Here is a 19945-nt window from a genome sequence, read left to right on the forward strand (position 1 = left end):
TTGTTAACCAATGTCGTCACCGTTTCATTAGCCTGTACCAACTCTTCGAAGTTGATCGTCTGGGTTTCTCCATTTTCATCAAGGTAGGTGAACTGGTTGCCGTCGTAGTACACATTGCCGCCAACATTCTCAATAAGTTCGGTGATCTCGTTAACTACATTTTCATTCCGGATAATCTCCTCAAACTGGTTGATCACATCGGCAGGAACATTGATTGTGGTTACCGTACCATCTTCGGAAGTATAGGTGTAGGTACCATTTTCATTGTTAACCAATGTCGTCACCGTCTCATTAGCCTCTACCAATTCCTCGAAGTTGATGGTCTGGTTTTCCCCGTTCTCATCAAGATAGGTGAATTGATCACCATCATAGTACACATTACCGCCGACATTCTCAATAAGCTCAGTGATCTCATTAACTACGTTTTCATTCTGAATAATTTCCTCAAACTGGTTGATCACATCGGCAGGAACATTGATCGTGGTTACCTTACCATCTTCGGAAGTATAGGTGTAGGTGCCATCATTATTGTTTACTAATGTGGTAACGGTTTCGTTAGCTTTTACGATCTCCTCAAAATTGATGGTTTGTGTCGTTCCGTTATCGTCCACATAAGTAAAACTATCACCGTCATAGTGCACATTACCCCCGATATTTTTGATGAGTTCGGTGATCTTGTTGACTATATTTTCGTTTTTAATAATTTCCTCAAACTGGTTTATTACATCCGCCTGAACATTAATTGTGGTTTCCGTTCCGTCTTCCGACGTGTATATATAGATCCCGTTATCGGTATTGACAAGTGTAGTAACCGTTTCATTGGATTTAACGATTTCCTCGAAATTGATCTCCTGAGAATTACCATTCTCATCAATGTATGTAAACTGATTGGTTACCGGGTTATATACAACTATATTATCCGGAATGTCCCCTCCGGTAAGATCTCCCGATGACACTACCCGGTGCCAGCTGTCTATATGCCAGTAATAGTAGCCCGGTTTCAGATCGGCAGTACCGGAGGTGTTAAACACCAGTAAACTCTCGACATTACCATTAGCTATAGTAGTCACATCTTTAATCCCCTTAAGAGCAATTCTGGGAATCAGTACTCCTTTGTCTTTCGCTACAACATCCAACTGGGCAGAACTGTCGGGCATAGGTGTTCCTACACCTACCTGGGCATACCCCGAAAAAATAACTGCCAGAAAAAGTACTAACGCGTAAAAGTGTTTCATCATGCTTTGATTAATTTTATTATTACAATCTGTCTATATTGCCCTATGAGCAATTTTTTAGTCCTGTGATTACTGAATAAAATGTCCGGGACCTCAGACCCGCTGAGTCGGACTACAGAGAAGTGTCAATTGTCCGGTTAAGAACAATGATTATCAATCTGAATACCTACCTTTTTAATAAATACAGATAAAGTAATTTTTTCCCATTCATTTTATTTTCGAACAAACTTATTACTGTATACAGAATGCGAATAATAGGGGATTCCCTACTTTCGGTTAATGGGGAGCTTTTACCGGTCAACAACATCATTTTTGGAATATTTTAAGGGAAATCGAAATAACATCCTGTCTAAAAAAACATTTTTAATAAACTGTAATAAAGACACTTACATACACCGACAAAAAGAAAAGCCCTTTTGCATTCTACACAAAAAGGCTTTATAATGAAAAAAACAGCTATTATCCGGAAGCGCAAAAAGAAGCATCAAATTATAAAAAGACTTTGTTTCTCAGTGCCCAGGATAACAAAGCACCATATGAAGAGGGTAAATCCAGTTTTTTTCGAACATTCGTCTTGATCTTCTCCACATTTTTCTCACTGCAAAAAAGGACCTCGCCTATTTGGCGATTGGTTTTCCCTTCAATAAGTAAGCGGAGGATTTCCATTTCTCTCGCTGTGAGACTATTCAGTCCCGAAGTTGCCTGATCCACTATTCCCTGCATGGATTCCGCTATATATATTTCTCCTTTACCCAGGGCTTCCATACAAACTTGAAGTTCTTCTACCGTTACATTTTTGGACAAATAAGCGTTTGCCCCTACTTCCATCGCCTCCTGATAATACTCTACGCTATTATGCATGGTAAGCACCACAAAATGCGTATCCTTATCTTCTTTCCTGATATTACTTATTACCTCCAGTCCGCTCATATGAGGCATGGTAATATCTATAAAAACCACATCCGGCTTATAATGTCCGATTTTCTGCAAGGCATCATTTCCATCTTCTGCTTCCGCCACTATTATGGTATCCGGTATCTGGGATATCAGAAACCGGAATCCTCTTCTCAAAATAGAATGATCGTCTACAAGTAAAATTTTAACCATAACCTAACCCCTCCTTATTACAATATCACCCTAAAAAGAACTCATTAAACTTTCCTTATCCCGATAATTATCGGAAAACAGTCAAATGCTCTTTAAGATTTTTTCTTAACAGGTATAAAATTCATAACAAAAGCACATATAACTAAACAATATGGCATTTTTCTCGAAGAAAACAGACTAAATGCCTTAATTAATCGATCAAATTAAGTTATTCCCGGCAGTAGAATTAAGTGTCGAACACACGTTTGTGTGCACGAAAACAATAAATTGCTTTTATTTACTGGTTATTGAGTTATTCAAGTGACATTCTTAAATAATTCGGTAACCTCATACCCCTAACCAATACTTTTAGAAAATAAAGTGATTACGATGACTCTAATAAGATCGCCGAAGTACATAGTTTTAGAACTATTTTGAAACTGATCCGGAGAAACAATTCCGCAAATTCCGGGTTTTTCACGACAACACGTGTCCGTATCTTTGTGCATATAAAAATGTAACATCATGAACTCACAAAGCACCTTAGATTATGATCGCATTGCAAAAGCGATAGGATACATACGCGAAAACTTCAGGGAGCAACCCAATCTGGATGAAGTAGCAGAGCAGATTCACCTGAGTTCCTTTCACTTTCAACGGATGTTTAAGGAGTGGGCCGGAGTAAGCCCGAAGAAATTTTTACAATACATTAGTGTGGAACATGCCAAACAAATCCTCCAGGACAAAAACACCACTTTATTTGACGTGGCCTACGATACGGGACTTTCCGGAACAGGCAGACTGCACGATCTCTTTATAAAAATTGAAGGTATGACTCCCGGCGAGTATAAAAACGGAGGAGAGAAACTTACTATAAATTACAGCTTTGCCGAAAGTCCGTTTGGCAATATTCTCGTAGCATCTACGGCCAAAGGCATATGTCATATAGCATTTTCGGCGAATGAAGAAGAGGCATTCCTGGCGCTGACACAAAACTTCCCGAAGGCACAGTTCAGGCAAATGACTGATCTGATTCAACAAAATGCCTTACATGTCTTTACTCATAATTGGGACGAAATAGACCAGGTTAAACTACACCTGAAAGGAACGGAATTCCAGTTAAAGGTCTGGGAAGCCTTGCTTCAGGTGCCTATGGGGCAATTATCCACCTACGGAAATATAGCCATGAATATCGGGAACGAAAAAGGATCGCGGGCCGTAGGCACTGCTATTGGCAGTAATCCGGTAGCCTTCCTGATCCCCTGTCACCGGGTGATCCGGTCAACAGGGGTCATAGATGGCTATCGTTGGGGAAATAACAGGAAAGCGGCAATTATCGGTTGGGAGGCAGCCAAAACTGATTCAGAAGCATAACAATGGAAGATATACCACAAAAAACAGGAGACAGGGATTGGCGACAAATTACCGAAAACCTGAATGAAAAAGGATACGCCATTGTCCCCCGATGGCTGACAGAACAGCAATGCCAGGCCTTGATCGAAAATTATAACAGAACATCGGCATACAGAAAAACTGTAGTCATGGAACGTTACCGCTTCGGACTGGGAGAGTATAAATACTTCGACTATCCCCTACCCGACATGATACAGGCTACACGGGAAAATATTTACCCTAAACTGGTACCTGTGGCTAACCTCTGGATGAAAGTTTTGGGAACAAACATCCGGTTTCCCCAAACCCATTCGGAATTACTGCAACAATGCTGGGATAACGGACAGTTAAAACCCACACCCCTGATTTTAAAATACGGACCGGGCGGGTATAACACCCTGCACCAGGACCTCTACGGGGCCGTGTTTTTCCCTTTACAGGCCGTATTTTTTCTCAATGAAGCCGGGACCGACTATGACGGAGGTGAATTTGTACTTACCGAACAGGTTCCCCGGGCACAGTCCAGGGCAATCGTGCTCCGCCCCGGAAAAGGGGATATGCTGATATTTACCACCAACTTCCGGCCGGCAAAGGGTAAGAAAGGATATTATCGCATACACATGAAACACGGCGTAAGCGAAGTGACCCGGGGTGAACGCTATACTTCGGGAGTTATTTTTCACGACGCTGTCAGTTAATCTCCGGGGACGTACCTTTAAAAATACTTCATAGCATGCTGGAACATAACGATATCCCCGATATCCTGTTGCGCAAATACATCCGTAACAGACATATTTCCATCGGGGGAAATAAAAAACTGAAAATTTATGGAAAACTCCACTGCAGGTCCGGTAAAAGAATGCTCCGGAAAAACAGGATGTTCTTCACTTCCGAACAGGAAGCCACCGAGTATGGCTATCGCCCCTGCGGACATTGTATGCCCGATGCCTACCGGCTTTGGAAATTGAGTGTAAAACCACATAACTAAACGATTGTGGACTTGAAGTCCCCAGGTTTCGGCAGCAATCCTGCCCGTCCGGCGGGAAAATTGCTTTTTAGTTTCAACTCTTTTCGGGACCAATAGAACGATAAAAAGTATCTTTGTAAAGATCATAAAACTTCCTGCATATGTCCGCAACAACTCATGCCGTTATTTTCGATATGGATGGCGTACTCATTGACTCCGAACCGGCCTGGAAGAAGGCAGAATACGAAGTTTTTACTTCCGTAGGAGTACGCGTGGCCCCGGAACTAGCGGAGGTGACCTCTGCCATGACCACTACAGAAGTTACAAAATTCTGGTATGAAAAGGCTCCCTGGCAGGGTAAAAGCTTGCAGGAAGTGGAAAACGAAGTCATAGACCGTGTAGGCCGTTTTATCCTGGAAGAAGGAGAACCCATATCCGGAATAAAACAATTACTGGAACTCTTTCGTCACAGAAACTTCCGGATAGGTCTTTCTACGAATTCCCCTTCCAGGCTGATTCCCCTTGTATTGGAAAAATCCGGTATTTCGGACTATTTTAATGCCATATCCTCCGCAGAAAATGAGATACAGGGAAAACCACACCCGGCGGTATACCTATCTACAGCAAAGAAGCTGGGGGTTTCTCCAGGACACTGTATCGTTTTTGAAGATTCGGTATACGGAGTGATGTCAGGAAAAAATGCAGGAATGAAAACCGTAGCCGTGCCTTCGGATAAACAATTTCACCTGGAAGGATTTAACCTGGCCGACCTCAAATTAAGACAACTGGCTGATTTTAATGAACAACACCTCGCCTCACTTTTGAAAATCTGACTTACTTTTCCGCTGCTTTCCGTAAACCCGAGTAGAAAGAATAGGCCCCGAAGGACAAGGGTATACCTATAGCCACGATCAATATGGAAATAGCAACAATTACCGAGGATATCTCTACTGGTCCGCGTGGAACATCGGAAAGCGGAACCACGACAAAATTCATCAATAGCCCTACCAGAATTCCGTAACCTATACCGGTAATCACCCGGTTGTACTTCCATAAACGCAATGGGGGATATAAGCTAAAGAACAGGATGGTCCAGCACATGGCTATAAGATAATGAAAAAAGAGTCCGTAAAAGACATAGGCTATGGTGCCGGAAAAAGCGGCATCACCAAAGACCCCACTGGCCACATATCGCAGTACACGTTCCGGCCCCACTCCCCTTATACCCGCCTGTATACACGCCGCACTAATATCCAGGGTACCTACCAACAGGCCGTTAAGCAGGATAGCCCGGAAAAGCCTTTTTCCGTTTCCCGGATTTGTATATGATTCCATGTTTCAACAGATATAATATCCTTTAAATATACTTATTTTCACAGTGCGTTGAATATCCATTCGTTTTTTGTGCAAATTTTTTAGACATCTAAATGGCTGATGTCCCGAAGTTACAAAGTTTTAAACCGTGATTTAGAGCAGAGAAATACGAAATCTCCATGCTGAACCAAAAAACACCTTTACCGGCATACAGGGAATCACTTCCCGTTTTAAATCAGATCAGTTTCATTTCGGTATGATGGTATCCAACGTTAAAGGAGCGTTCCGTTTTGCTTTTGTTTTTAGAAATTCGGACTTCATGCGGAGAACATTTATAACCCTAAACAGTTAACACAAACAGGCATCTGCCAATTTTCATTTACTTTACCAGGATAATGCCATGAAAATTACAATTATTTAAAAACAAGGGGCATAATATACACTTCACACAAACACAGTATTTTGCAAATATTTATTAATGTTTTGCTTTAATTCAACTATTTCACATTCAAAAAGAAAAAAATATATTTTTTACGTCATTAAAAAGAATAATATTAAATTTGAGAACATGAAAACTGACATAAAATCAACCGAACGCAGAAATTTTATAAAATCTGCATCCCTGGCCTCGGCAGGGCTACTTGGTTTCCATACCATGCAGGCCGTAACTAATCCGAAATCAAAAACACCATCTCTTAACCTTCCCGGAAAACTTACCGTAGTATTCCAGGGAGATTCCATTACTGATGCAGGAAGAGATCGCGGGCATTACTATCCCAATGAAGCCCGGGGTATGGGACTGGGTTATGTTTTTAACATTGTAAGCCATATTATGGCCGCCAATCCGAAAACGGAATGGACCATGTATAACCGGGGAATCAGTGGTAACAAAGTTTATCAGCTGGCTGACCGGTGGAAAGACGATTGCCTTCAGCTACAACCGGACGTACTAAGTATACTCATAGGTGTTAATGACTTCTGGCATAAGCTCAATGGCAATTATGACGGAACCGCGGAAATATACGAGCGGGACCTGCGAAAGCTTCTGGACAATACGCTGCAAAAATTTCCCAATGTAAAACTTATCCTGGGACAGCCTTTTGCGGTAAAAGGCGGATCGGCCATTACCGATAAGTGGTTCCCGGAATTCAAGGGATACCAGGAAGCGGCAGCACGTATCGCCAAGGATTATAAAGCCATATGGATCCCCTTCCAGGAGGTTTTTGACGAAGCCCTCAGAAGCGCTCCGGCATCTTACTGGTGTCCGGATGGCGTACATCCCTCTATTCCCGGAGCTTACTTAATGGCAGAAGCATGGATAAAAGGTTTTAACTCTGTTGACCTATAAAATATCGAAGAAGAACCAACCAAAATTTTTTATAATTCCTGATTACCCCGATGTACTCCACCGGGGTAATTTTTTTATTCTGTATATGTCCGGATACTTCCTGGCCCGACAGCAGACATCAGAAATGAAATTGCGTCCTGTTTCAATGGAATGTATTGCGGACTTGCCCCACATTAGTTGACTTTCCTTCCCGCAGATATTTTTTACGAAGCAGCGCTTCCAGGTAATAATAATCGGCGTAAGCAAGTGGTACATCCACTTCGCTGTCGAAAGGCCTGGACCCGACACTGTGCAATAAAATAAAGCCGCGGGCCTCTCCTTCGGGTGCGGTGTATTTCATGGATAGCGCATCAATTATCTTATCTGCTGTTTTCCGGTATTCCGCTCCTTTTTTACTGTACGTGCTCAATTCATATAAGCCGGACGCCATTACTGCAGCGGCAGAAACATCTCTTTCCTCGTCAGGTATTTCCGGGGCGTCAAAGTCCCAGTAGGGCACGAGGTCTTTCGGCATATGGGGATGGCTCAATATATAATCCGTGATCTTTTCGGCGTGATGCAAATAGGTTTCGTCTCCTGTCGCCCTATAACACAGGGTATACCCGTAAAGCCCCCACGCCTGCCCTCTTGCCCAGGCAGATGCGTCACTGAACCCCTGGTGGGTGTTCTTTTTATCCGCGGCTCCGGTTTCCGGATCATATCCGATCACATGGTAAGAACTATAATCGTCCCGGAAATGGTTTTTCATGGTAGTGTTGGCATGTTTCACCGCAATATCGTAGTAAACGGAATCCCCGGTAATCTCTGTTGCAGCAAAAAGCAGTTCCAGGTTCATCATGTTATCAATAATCACGGGAAAATCCCACTTATCTTTGTTATGGTCCCAGGAGCGTATAGCTCCTACCCTGGGATTAAAGCGTTTTATCAGTGTCCCGGCTGCCTGTACTACAACATCCTTGTAATGTTCATTTTTGGTAAGCCTGTACCCGTTTCCATAACTGCAATAAATCTTAAATCCCATATCATGGGTGCCGGCATTCCATTTTTCCTGTTCGATATTTGCGGTAAAGATCTCGGCTTTTTTACGCCAGGCATCCTTTCCGCTGTATTCGTACAGGTACCATAATACGCCCGGAAAAAATCCGCTGGTCCAGTCTTTGGAAGCCACAAGTTCCAGCTCTCCGGAGGGGCCGAGAGTCCGGGGAGATACCAGTGCGGATGTATTTGTTTTTTGACGGATTTCCTGCAGCAATAATTCTGTCTGCTTCCCGGCATGCCCAAAGGCTTTGGCCACATCGGTATTTTGAGCTGTTGCAGGAAAAATAAAGAGAAAACAGACGAGAGGGAGAAAATAAAACTGGTGCAGGGTCATTGTTTTGTCGGTTTTATGATGTAATTAATAATATGTCCAAAACTACACAGCACTTCCACATTAGTATTATGCTTTTTTAGCATATGATTAAGCAATTTTAGCAAACTGAAAGAAAAAACCGCCTCCGGGAATATATTCCGAAGACGGTTTTATATATAAACCGAACCGCTGTGGTATCAAAGCGTTTTAGCGTTCTTTACTTTTTCCTTTGTAAGTGCCAGATTCAATACTTCGCTCATATCACTGACATAGTAAAACGTTAACCCTTTCAGGTATTCCGGTTTGATCTCCTCTATATCTCTCCTGTTCTCTTCGCAAAGCAGGACTTCTTTGATACGTGCTCTTTTAGCAGCCAGTATTTTTTCTTTTATACCTCCTACGGGCAATACCTTTCCCCTAAGGGTTATTTCTCCTGTCATGGCCAGACTCTTTTTCACCTTTCTCTGGGTAAAGAGCGATACCAATGATGTCAGCATTGTTACGCCGGCACTCGGGCCATCTTTGGGTGTTGCCCCTTCCGGAACGTGGATATGCACATTGTACTTGCTAAATATATCCGGGTCTATTCCCAGTTCCTGGGCATTAGCTTTAATATATTCCATGGCAATAGTGGCCGATTCCTTCATCACTTTACCGAGGTTCCCGGTAATGGTCAGGTTTCCTTTACCCGCAGAAAGTATGGACTCTATAAAGAGAATGTCTCCTCCCACACTTGTCCATGCAAGGCCGGTAACCACTCCCGCCACATCATTGTTCTCATATTTGTCACGCTCCATACGTGCAGGCCCCAGGATCTTCTCTATATCTTCGGAAGTGACCTTTATGTTGTATTCCTCTTCCATTGCAATGGATTTGGCAGCGAAACGAACCATTTTGGCTATTTGCTTTTCAAGTCCCCTTACACCCGATTCCCTGGTATAACCTTCCACGATTTTCTCCAGGCCTTTTTTCGCAATCTTCAGATTATCGGATGTGAGTCCGTGTTCTTTCAATTGTTTGGGCAGCAGGTGTCTTTTCGCTATTTCTACCTTTTCTTCAATAGTATACCCGGTAACGTTTATCACCTCCATCCTGTCACGCAACGCAGGTTGTATATTTCCCAGGTTGTTGGCCGTAGCAATGAACATCACCTTGGAAAGGTCAAATCCCAGTTCGAGGAAATTATCATAAAAAGACGTGTTTTGTTCGGGGTCCAGCACTTCCAGCATAGCAGACGAAGGGTCTCCGGTATGACTGGTAGTAAGTTTATCTATCTCGTCCAGTACAAAAACAGGGTTAGAGGTCCCCGCTTTTTTCAGGGATTGTATGATCCTACCGGGCATGGCACCGATATATGTTTTTCTGTGCCCCCTGATCTCTGCTTCATCCCGCAGACCTCCAAGAGATATACGCACATATTCCCTGCCAAGCGCTTCGGCTATAGATTTACCCAATGACGTTTTACCTACACCGGGAGGCCCGTACAAACACAGTATGGGCGATTTCATATCGTTGCGCAGTTTAAGCACCGCCAGGTATTCTATGATCCTTCGTTTTACTTCATCCAGTCCGTACTGGTCCCTGTCCAGGATACGCTGGGCCCTTTTCAGGTCAAACTTATCTTTGGAATACGTACCCCACGGAAGTTCCAGGAGCAGGTCCAGGTAATTCCGCTGTATGGAATATTCGGCCACCTGGGGATTCATCCGCTGTAACTTGGCGAGTTCCCTGTCAAAATGTTCCTTTACCTTAATATCCCATTTCTTTCCATTGGCCTTGTCACGCATGTCCTCTATTTCCTCCTCATAAGACACTCCGCCCAGTTCTTCCTGGATAGTCTTCATCTGCTGATGCAGGAAATACTCGCGCTGCTGCTGGTCCATATCGTGGCGGACCTTGGATTGTATATCTATTTTCAGTTCCAGTTTCTGGAATTCCACATTCAGATATTTCAGGGTAGCCAGCGCTCTTTCCCGGAGATTGTTCATCTCCAGAAGTTCCTGTTTATCTTCCACACTAAGGTTCATATTGGAAGAAACAAAATTGATAAGGAACGAACCGCTTTCTATATTCTTGATAGCAAAAGATGCTTCAGAAGGAATATTGGGACTGTTTTTTATGATCTGCAGGGAGAGTTCTTTTATGGACTCGATAATCGCCGTGAATTCCGGGTTGTTCCGTTCCGGCCTTATTTCTTCCACTTCTTTTATACTCGCCCTCATATAAGGTTCCGTAGACACTACCCGGTCTATTTCGAAACGCTTTTTTCCCTGGATGATCACTGTGGTATTCCCGTCGGGCATCTGCAATACCCGGAGAATACGTGCTACTGTACCCAGGGTATTGATATCCTCAACTTCGGGGTTTTCCACCTCTTCATCTTTCTGAGATACCACCCCGATAACTTTATCGCCATTGTTCGCGTCTTTTATCAAACGGATGGATTTGTCCCTTCCTGCGGTAATTGGTATTACTACCCCCGGAAACAACACCGTGTTGCGCAGTGGTAAAATGGGCAATTCCTTGGGAAGTTCTTCTTTGTTTATTTCTTCTTCGTCTTCCGGGGTCATTAACGGAATAAGTTCCGCTTCTTCGTCTATTCCCTGAAATGACAAACTGTCAATATTTAAAAACTTTGATTTAGCCATAGATTATCTGTGAGTCATTCTGTCATTACAACAGCTTATGAACAAATGATTGTTATTTAATAACTTTCTAAAAATCAATACATAAACATATTGATCCCTATGCGGGTATTTCTATATCACAATAGTTATGCCAAGTAATCAGGAGATAGGCCTGTTATAATCGCACTTTCCGGAGCTTTTCCTTCTCCCGATTATCATATCCTTGTTTTTTAAGCATAAAACAATAAATATTCAAAAAAAATATGATAATCCACTAATTTTACGTAAATTAGATACAATGTCCTCCTGAATCAATAACCTAAAAATTCTTCATTATGAAAAATTTTATTTATGTTTTAGCAATTGGATTTCTGGCCGTGATTTTATTGGGTTGGAACCGTTATCCTGATACAAAAGAAGATGCCCCCGTTTCGCTGGAAGGTGTTTGGGAACTTGTAAATTACTATACTTACGAAGATAATAATGTCATAGATAGCTTTCCGAATACGGAAGGATACAGGCAGGTAAAAATGTACCAGGACGGAAAGGTCATGTGGACCAGGAAAGTTCCGCAGGATTCCACACAGTGGTATGGCTACGGAAAATATCTATCTACCGACACCAGCCTGGCAGAAACCCTGGAATACGGTTCGGCCAGTATGATGAAGATCATCGATACCTCCCGTATATTCTCTTTCGAGCTGCAGGGAGGAAAAGACTGGTTCCGCCAGATAAGTATCAATGAAGAAGGAAACCGGACGTTCTCCGAAAATTATATCCGGATCCGTTAAACTTAGTGGGAAATATATAAGTCCGTGTCCCGGTAGTACAGGAAGAGGCAAGCAGGGAATTTTATGTCGATCTACCGGGCCACGGATATTATTTTCTTCACCAGTCCTATTTGTCCTGTATGATAAATATCGTGCTGTATAATACCTTCCAGAATACAGGCAAAAGTGTCTCCTCCGGGCACAGGTCTTTCGTCAAGAAAATCGTCGGTCTTGCTTTCCGGCAGCTTCAGGATTTCTTCCTGGGTTTCTTCCAGTTCTCTGCGTAGAACGTCCCATCCTTTCCGTTCTAATTCTTTTAAAGGCCCTGGAATGGTACCACCGGCAAAAGAAAGGGAAATAGTCGAGGAGTTCGGAGTTGGTTAGTTCAGATAAGTCTAAAATTAAAATGATTCCTCAACTCCAAAACTTCAAGCTAATTTGCTTCCGCCTCTCTTATCGCGACAAGCAAAACTTCCTGCTCTTTGCCTTTCAACCTGATCGCTCCGAGATGACGAATGGTGAACCCACTTCCGTAATCCAGTTCCGAAAGCAGATCGGATGTGACTATGACCTCTTCGTGAAACCTGCTGCACATATCCAGAATACGCGATGTGGTATTCAGTACATCCCCGGAATAGGTAATATCCCTTTTAATAACACCGATCTCCCCGGCTACCACTCCACCGAAGTGTATCCCTGCCTTAAATGAAGGTACCATACCGTATTTATGCATGTATTTGTCTTTCTTCTGTTCGATATGTTTTTTCATTTCTGGGAAACACCGCAGGCATTGCAGGTTTTCCACACCTTCTTCGAACTTCCATACCACTACGACCTCATCGCCCACATATTGGTAGATATTTCCTCTGCTTTCCAGGATAGGGTCCGTTATGTCCGCAAAAAAATCCTTGAGCAACGCATGATAGGCTTCATTACCCAGGCGTTCCGCTATGGTTGTCGAAGAATTCAGGTCCAGGAACATGAATATCCGTTTTTCCGTTTTGGGCGTGTTGTATTTTCCCTTAATGATATTCCAGAAGGTATCCGGGCCAAACTTGCTGTTCATCTGCAGGAGCAACTGGGTCATAGCCACGATAAAAGACCATACCAGTCCGTTTTTTATGGGGTAACTGTCCGTAACAAAAGCGTGGAAAGCTCCTTTGGACACCGGGTCATACAACGGTCTCCCTGTCTTAAAAGGTACTATAATGGCGGCCATAACCAAGGTAATCAGAGCTATGATACAGACAAAGATGACGCTGACGATCAGGATAGTGTATCCGTAAGGTTTATCCCGGTATTTTACATTGATATAAAACACCAGTAAACTTCCGCCCAGCAAGGCGCCGATAAGCCCCGCTCCTACATTGCGCATTACGGATATGGCAAAGGAATAATCTTCGGATGGCCCCAAAGAGGTATTGGTATGCAGTATCAGATGATCGTAAACCGCAATGATAAATCCGATAGCCATCCAGGCTATTATAATGATCATTAGCTGTTTCAGCTTAAGTTGAAGTCCTCTTTTCACAAGTTTGGTATTCCTGCTTTGACAAGATGGTAAAAGGTAATTCCCTGTCCGGTTTTATGGTCCAAGCTAATTTAAGCATTTTTAACATTTTCAGGGAAAAAGAATATCCATGTCTTTTAAGAAGATGATAATATAAAATCAAAAAAAAGACCGAGGACCGAAGAAAAGGCGGTTTTGAAATACGATACTCCGGTCTTCGGACTATAGCCCGGGCGGGCGGGTATGCCGGGCATGGGAGAGGTTGGGAACGGGCAGTATCCCGGCATAAGAAAGGTTAAGTTTAAATATTTTTGATTTTATTTTCTTTTTTATAATCCGGAAAATTTTAAAATTGGGTTAAAAGAATGACTATTCATACTTCATTTATTCACTTAGAGCATTTATAATGCGCTGCTCATATTCTCCATATCCTTGATACGATTCAAATGTCAATTCAAATGTCACTACCTCATAATCCTCTATACCACCTATATTACTTGTTAAATTTCCAATATTTCTTTCTCCCCTGATTACTATTCCCATTCCAAAAGACGGGAAACCGGGAAAAAGCTCTCCTTCTTCAGCATAAACATCAGAGAGCAACTCTCCGGTATCAGCATCAAATATTTTAGCTCCGGTAGTTTTTAACTCATGTCCGACTTCCGTACTCATAGTTTCCAACTCAGGGAGGCTTATAAAAAAAGTAAAATCATCCGGAGAAACCTTTTCAATATTATATATCGGTTCTTCTGTCATGGCTTCATTATAAAAACCGGCGGCATTCAATTCCGTATTATATATCCCATACACCTCCAGTCTTAAATTTTTGCCTTCCAACATCCCTTCATCTTTAATAAAATTGATAAATCGTACTTTTTTATAGCCCTCCGGAGCTGGCTCTTTTTCTTCATCTGTTAAAGGCATCATAGGAATTACAATATCCCCGGTATAAAAGGCAGTAATGGCAACATCTTCACCAAAAACGGTGGTTCTTGTACTGTCCAGTAATACTTCACCCGTTTCCCGTTTTTTTAATTCTATATTCAATGCTGTTCCTTCGGGATAATAATCGGTACTATTGACCAAAGAATCCCCGTTAATATAAAAACCGAGCTCACTTTCCGTATCTCCGATAACGGTAAAGTTGCCTGAGCGGACTGTTACATATGTATCTTCTTCTACCGGATCGCCCTCGGTATCACAACCGGAAAAAAGACTCATTAAAATAATACCCAGTAATATTCCGGGATTTACATTCTTTACTCGTTCTATTATATATTTTATTTTCATAGGTTTTATTTATTTTTATTTCCCAAATTAAAGCTGTTCTTAACTCTCAACCTTCATATTTAAAGAAGTACGGCTGTTACACCGTACTTCTTCCCTATTATTCTTAAGCTTTTTTAAGATACGTTAATTAATACGGGTTGCTGTTAGGTTGATAAGACGCCCAGTTGTCATCCCATCGCCCGGAAGCACTGGCTCCGAAAGCACCTTTGTAATCTACCGGATCAAAAAAGCCTATGGCAAGAGATCCTGTATAATCAGTTCCGAAAGCAGGCAGCGGACTTGCCAGACCATAATCCGGGCTGGTAATGTTATATGGTGCTGTCAAATTCATAAAATTCGAATTACTGGTGTTGGTAGAGTTATCCATATAATTAGGCTCACCAGTAGCTGAAGAAGGTGACACAGGAGTTGTAAAGGCATGCACAAGATTGTTCTTAAACTCACCTGTACCTCCAGATCCCAAATTTCCGTCTGTCCCATTAAAATGAACGCCAGTATCATAACCTGCGATGATAGAATTACGGAATACAAATGAGGCATTCCTTCTCCAATGATTACCATTTAAAAGAGAGTCAGCAGCAGATTGAGAACTCATTCCCAGAATTGTAAAATTGGATAGTACAGGACGAGTTATCGGTGTTTGATTACTTCCGGCACCATCGTTATCGCACTCTATGCCATTGGGATCACTGGAAAAACCAACATTAGGAACTTTTTTAGCTACTGCAAATTGTATGTTTCCTTTATACCCGAAATCAAAATCAAAATCATCATCGGCATTCCCAAAGGCCACAAGGTTTTTGGCATTTACAGTACCTCCGAAGAATTCAAAGGCATCGTCCCTTCCAAAAGACACCTGGATGTTTTCCAGGGTAGTCCCGTTACCAACACCACCCAGGGTAAGACCGTTGATTTCATTACCACCACCAAGGTCACGCCCGGCATATTCAATACGTACATAACGCAGGATACCGGAATCATCACCTGCAATGGTTCCTCCGTAGGCTATACTGATACCACTGGGAATATCCTGGGGCAAAATTCCTTCAATTTCAGGATTGGTTTTGTTTGTAGGGGCTTTCCCCAGCATGAGGATACCTCCCCAGTCTCCGGCAGACCGATTCCCTACGGGCTGATCTGAAGTAAATACAATGGAAGTGTTCGGAGCCCCTCCATCAGCTACCAGTCGGCCTCCTCTTTCTACCAGAAGATAGGAAGCGCTTCCGCTGGTAGGTTGCGTAATCCATTTTACCAGGGTATTTGCTTCTACGGTAAGCGTAGCACCATCAGCAACAAAGGTGGGACCATCTATAAACCATACCCTATCATCGGTCAACGTCATATCGGAACTAATTACACCGGAAACGGTACCGGTAGCCGTAGGCCAGCTCCTGTTGTCTACACCCACGGAAAGCGTTGCGAATTCCGCGTTAAGGGTCGGATCGTTTTCTCCGATCGGGTCTTCTTTGGAACAGCTTGTCAGTAACACAGCTACGGACATAGCAAGTAAGCTAAATTTGGTTTTCATCAGATTTAATTTTTAAGGTTGTTATTTATAAATCACTCAAAATAATAGGCGCTTTTTAAAAGGTATATTTAAAACTTACCATAAGACTCCGCAGGCGGTCAAACCGTCGGCGTACCAGGTCATATTCGGGATCATAATCTTTTCCGCTGGGATCTTTCAATGGTACCCTTAGACTTCCACCTTCATAGGGCACAGGCTCTGTCCTGTCCTGTTTGGTTTCCGGGTCAATATTGTTGTAGTAGCGGATCACGGGATCGTTAAAAATATCGGCAAGGTTCAGTTTGATCTCCGCCCGGTTGTCCTGTAAAAAGGCGTATCGGAACTGGAGGTCCAGCACATCCCGCGGTTTTTCGTATTCGTGGTAAAAAGGCGTCCCACCGGGCAGTACGATACGGGGCCCCACCCGGTTATAACTGGCCGTAAAGCCAAAATGCGCCCCCGTATATTGTAATCCCCCGTTTACAATATAGGGAGCCTGCCCGTATAACGGCCTGCTTTCTTCTACCACGGCCAGTTCGTATACGGGATTGCCTTCCTCATTCGTTTCCCCCGTGTCTATGGGCACATCATCCCGGTCGTAATAAATATCAGACCATATAAAAGAGGCGTTGCCAAACAGGTATAGATTTTCACCAAACGAAGAGTTCAGGAAAGCAAACGATTTCCGGAAATCGATCTCCACACCATAGTTAGTGGCCCGTTTCAGGTTATAATAACTTGCTCTTAGTGCCGTATATCCCGTACTGGGGTGTAATTGCAGCTCAATAGGCTTGTCAAAATCCTTATAAAAGCCCGAAACGGAAAAGGATTCTTCGGGAGTGGGATAAAATTCCCATCGTAATTCCAGGTTATCTACCGTAGTTTGTTCTAATAAGGCTACATCTTCTCCTTCTTCACTGTTAAGAACTCCATAGCCGGATACAACTAATGTCCGCAAGTTAAAATCGTAATAGGTATACTTCCCAAGTTCCGTAAACTCCGGCCTGGCCAGGGAACGAAAATAGGAAGCCCGGGCATTCATTTGCGGAGTTACCTCATAAATTAGGTTGGCAGAAGGTAAAAAGTCCGTTTCGTTGAGCGTATATTCTTCTGTTGCATCGTTGTCAATTATAATGTCCCCGTCAGAATTAATAGGGTCTATTGCAAGTATCCCTGTGGTGGTCTTCATGTTATTAGCTTCCATACGTACACCTCCGGAAAAATGGAGTTTGTCCAATAAATAGACATCCGCTGACAAATATGCAGCATGTAAATCCTGCCTTCCCCTGAAACCATTGCTAAAACCTTCTGTACCACTGCCATCTGATCCGGTAGACTGCGGAACATAATACAGGTATTCATCGTCAAATGAGTCCTGGTTAACGGCTTCATGTAAGGGAAGTCCAAGAAACCCGCTTACATCCCGTCCCCTGTAGGCCAGAATGGCAAACCTGGACTGCTCAAAATTTATATCCCTGATACTCCCGGCATAACCCACCAATAATTTGTTTTTACGATTATTTTTTGAAAGCGGAATCTCCAGTTTTGTACCGAAGGTGTACCGCTTTTCTTGATATTTACTGTAGTAATCATAAGGCGGATTATCTACTGTCCTGTTCTTTATATAACTATATGGAGGATAAGGGTTCCTGAATTCTTCCATAATCTGCTCACGTTCGCTCGGAGCGCCGGTTATTTGTGCTGTATTTCCATTAATTTCCAGGTTATTGGGCTGGTCACGGGTATAATTGGCAATCCCCAGGTCCCATTTCAGTTTATGGTTATTATCCGCACCCAACGTATGTTCCCCCTTTAATATACTTTGCCCAAAACTATTGGTAATCCGTTTTTCTGTAATTCCCGTCATATACCATCCATTTCCATCAATACCATTAAAAATGGTATTTTCAGCTTCCAGTTTTTGATAAAAAGTATTTTTTAAACTAATTTTATGAATACCAAAAGCATATGTAGCATTAAGAACACCGCCCAGACGGGTTAGAAAGGTATAACGATCTCCTCCCGTAATATCTCTGGCACCAGGTTCTTCTTCAAAATATCCCTGTTTGGTCTGCTCATTGCGGTACGTAAATGCTGCGGTCATACCCAGACGATCATCACCTGTTAAATCGATGATTTTCCCCAGGGCCATGGCATAATCCTGGGTAGGTTGTTGAGTATAGCGGTGAAGATGAAAGCGGTCATTACCGGGCATCTGTTTGGAAAGCGGCAATAATTTTTCCGGGTAGAACCGGGATGTTTTGGCTATGTCGTTATAAAGGCCTGGTAGTTTACTGTCGGAAGAAGACAATCCCAGGTAATCGTTCTTATAGCGCGGCAGGGAATAAAAATCGTCAAAAGTATTTTTATTACCCCCGGTCCCGATTTTTATCGATAAAAAATCTTCATTTGGGATCTCCACCGTATTTACATTGACATAGCCCCCGGTAAACTCCCCGGGCAGATCGGGGCTTGCCGTTTTATGGACTATGACGCTTTCTATAAGGTCACTGGGAATAATATCAAACGCATAGTTCCTCCGGTTGGCCTCGGTACTGGGCATCGCGGCGCCGTTCATGGCCACGTTGTTATACCGTTCCGAAACCCCGCGTACCACCACGTATTTATTGTCCTGTACATGCAGCCCGGTAATACGGGTCAGCACCTGGGCCATATTATTGTCGGGGGTACGGGCTATCTGCTCTGCCGTGATCCCGTCTATGGCCGTCACCTCGTTTTTACGGATGGTATTCAGAGCTGCCACATTATTTGCCCTGCGATCGTACTCGGCCGTAACCACTACTTCTTCAAGTGTTTCGCTGGAAGGCTGCAACACGACATCCAGGGTAGTTGTCTTTCCGGCTTCGATCGCTACGTCAGTAATACGCTGGGTTGTGAAGGATATATAACTTATCCTTACCGTATAGGTCCCGGAGGCCAATTGCATATTATAATCCCCATCAAACCCGGTAGATGTTCCCAAAGCACCACTGTTGCCTTCAATGATAATATTAGCCCCGGGAAGCGGTACGTTCTGATCGTCATAAATATGACCGTTTAACCTCCCGGTCTTTTGTTGTAACCGGGGTTTCAGGCGTATGGAAACATTCCTGCCTTCTATATTATATTCTATAGGGATCTGCTTGTTCACATCCCTTAAAATATCTCTTATTGCCCTGTTGGTTATGGTTATATCTTCTGTTAAAGTAACTTTCTCTAACTGGGACTCATCAAATAAAAAGCTGTATTCTGTTTCTGCTATCAATCGCTCCATAAATTCGCGCAGACTGTGTTCGGACTCCTGACCTGAAGATGTTATACCCCGGGCATTTAACAGACTGACAAAGAAGAAAAATAAAAGGCATACTTTTCCTGAATCCCTGCTTATAATTAAGCAGTATTCCTTAATTTTGGTTTTCATGTATTATACGTATGTATAGATTAGTTAATAATTATTGGTTTTGATTTTCCGATCGATCTTTGTTATTAATGTCTTTGCATATCTTGAAAAAAGCGTTGTTGGTAGCAACGCTTTTTTATTGGCTATG

15 protein-coding genes are annotated in these 19945 nt (G+C 42.8%); 6 read left to right on the forward strand and 9 right to left on the reverse strand.

Features of this window, described 5'->3' with window-relative positions:
- Positions 1-1238, reverse strand: a 1238-nt coding sequence (locus ACVBDY_RS02305) for a phage tail-like protein (protein ID WP_514360660.1), incomplete at its 3' end; no start/stop codon positions are given.
- Positions 1239-1724: 486 nt separating this feature from the next.
- Complete coding sequence (locus tag ACVBDY_RS02310) at positions 1725-2342, reverse strand: response regulator (protein ID WP_447173852.1); 618 nt, start codon at positions 2340-2342, stop codon at positions 1725-1727.
- 504 nt (positions 2343-2846) lie between these two features.
- On the opposite strand from ACVBDY_RS02310, the gene ACVBDY_RS02315 reads away from it, so the two are divergent.
- The 4 genes from ACVBDY_RS02315 (at position 2847) to hxpB (ending at position 5513) form a co-directional block, all read left to right on the forward strand.
- On the forward strand, positions 2847-3695 hold the full coding sequence (locus tag ACVBDY_RS02315) for a methylated-DNA--[protein]-cysteine S-methyltransferase (RefSeq protein WP_447173853.1): 849 nt from the start codon (positions 2847-2849) through the stop codon (positions 3693-3695).
- Between the two features lie 2 nt (positions 3696-3697).
- Positions 3698-4411 (forward strand): 2OG-Fe(II) oxygenase, encoded by a 714-nt coding sequence (locus ACVBDY_RS02320; RefSeq protein ID WP_447173854.1) that lies wholly within the window; start codon positions 3698-3700, stop codon positions 4409-4411.
- A 35-nt stretch (positions 4412-4446) separates the two neighbouring features.
- On the forward strand, positions 4447-4701 hold the full coding sequence (locus ACVBDY_RS02325) for an Ada metal-binding domain-containing protein (protein WP_447173855.1): 255 nt from the start codon (positions 4447-4449) through the stop codon (positions 4699-4701).
- Between the two features lie 140 nt (positions 4702-4841).
- The gene (hxpB, locus tag ACVBDY_RS02330; RefSeq protein WP_447173856.1) at positions 4842-5513 is read left to right on the forward strand and encodes a hexitol phosphatase HxpB; all 672 of its coding nucleotides are present in this window, start codon (positions 4842-4844) and stop codon (positions 5511-5513) included.
- Position 5514: 1 nt separating this feature from the next.
- Here the strand turns inward: hxpB and ACVBDY_RS02335 are convergent, their stop codons facing one another.
- Positions 5515-6015: a hypothetical protein gene (locus ACVBDY_RS02335; RefSeq protein WP_447173857.1), complete on the reverse strand. Its 501-nt coding sequence runs from the start codon at positions 6013-6015 to the stop codon at positions 5515-5517.
- A gap of 547 nt (positions 6016-6562) precedes the next feature.
- Here ACVBDY_RS02335 and ACVBDY_RS02340 point away from each other — a divergent pair.
- Positions 6563-7342, forward strand: a complete 780-nt coding sequence (locus tag ACVBDY_RS02340; RefSeq protein ID WP_447173858.1) for an SGNH/GDSL hydrolase family protein — start codon at positions 6563-6565, stop codon at positions 7340-7342.
- Between the two features lie 142 nt (positions 7343-7484).
- Here ACVBDY_RS02340 and ACVBDY_RS02345 read toward each other — a convergent pair whose 3' ends face one another.
- The gene (locus tag ACVBDY_RS02345) at positions 7485-8714 is read right to left on the reverse strand and encodes a glycoside hydrolase family 88 protein (protein WP_447173859.1); all 1230 of its coding nucleotides are present in this window, start codon (positions 8712-8714) and stop codon (positions 7485-7487) included.
- A gap of 176 nt (positions 8715-8890) precedes the next feature.
- Positions 8891-11341: an endopeptidase La gene (gene lon, locus ACVBDY_RS02350; protein WP_447173860.1), complete on the reverse strand. Its 2451-nt coding sequence runs from the start codon at positions 11339-11341 to the stop codon at positions 8891-8893.
- Positions 11342-11655: 314 nt separating this feature from the next.
- Between lon and ACVBDY_RS02355 the strand changes: the two genes are divergently transcribed.
- Positions 11656-12111, forward strand: a complete 456-nt coding sequence (locus ACVBDY_RS02355; RefSeq protein WP_447173861.1) for a hypothetical protein — start codon at positions 11656-11658, stop codon at positions 12109-12111.
- A 412-nt stretch (positions 12112-12523) separates the two neighbouring features.
- On the opposite strand, the gene ACVBDY_RS02360 is transcribed toward ACVBDY_RS02355, so the two are convergent.
- The 4 genes from ACVBDY_RS02360 to ACVBDY_RS02375 form a co-directional block, all read right to left on the reverse strand.
- Complete coding sequence (locus ACVBDY_RS02360) at positions 12524-13585, reverse strand: adenylate/guanylate cyclase domain-containing protein (protein WP_447173862.1); 1062 nt, start codon at positions 13583-13585, stop codon at positions 12524-12526.
- A gap of 399 nt (positions 13586-13984) precedes the next feature.
- On the reverse strand, positions 13985-14890 hold the full coding sequence (locus ACVBDY_RS02365; protein ID WP_447173863.1) for a hypothetical protein: 906 nt from the start codon (positions 14888-14890) through the stop codon (positions 13985-13987).
- 127 nt (positions 14891-15017) lie between these two features.
- Positions 15018-16418: a beta-helix domain-containing protein gene (locus ACVBDY_RS02370; protein ID WP_447173864.1), complete on the reverse strand. Its 1401-nt coding sequence runs from the start codon at positions 16416-16418 to the stop codon at positions 15018-15020.
- Between the two features lie 55 nt (positions 16419-16473).
- Positions 16474-19818, reverse strand: a complete 3345-nt coding sequence (locus tag ACVBDY_RS02375; RefSeq protein WP_447173865.1) for a TonB-dependent receptor — start codon at positions 19816-19818, stop codon at positions 16474-16476.
- Between the last annotated feature and the right edge of the window lie 127 nt (positions 19819-19945).

This window comes from Sinomicrobium halophytocola (genome assembly GCF_052983395.1).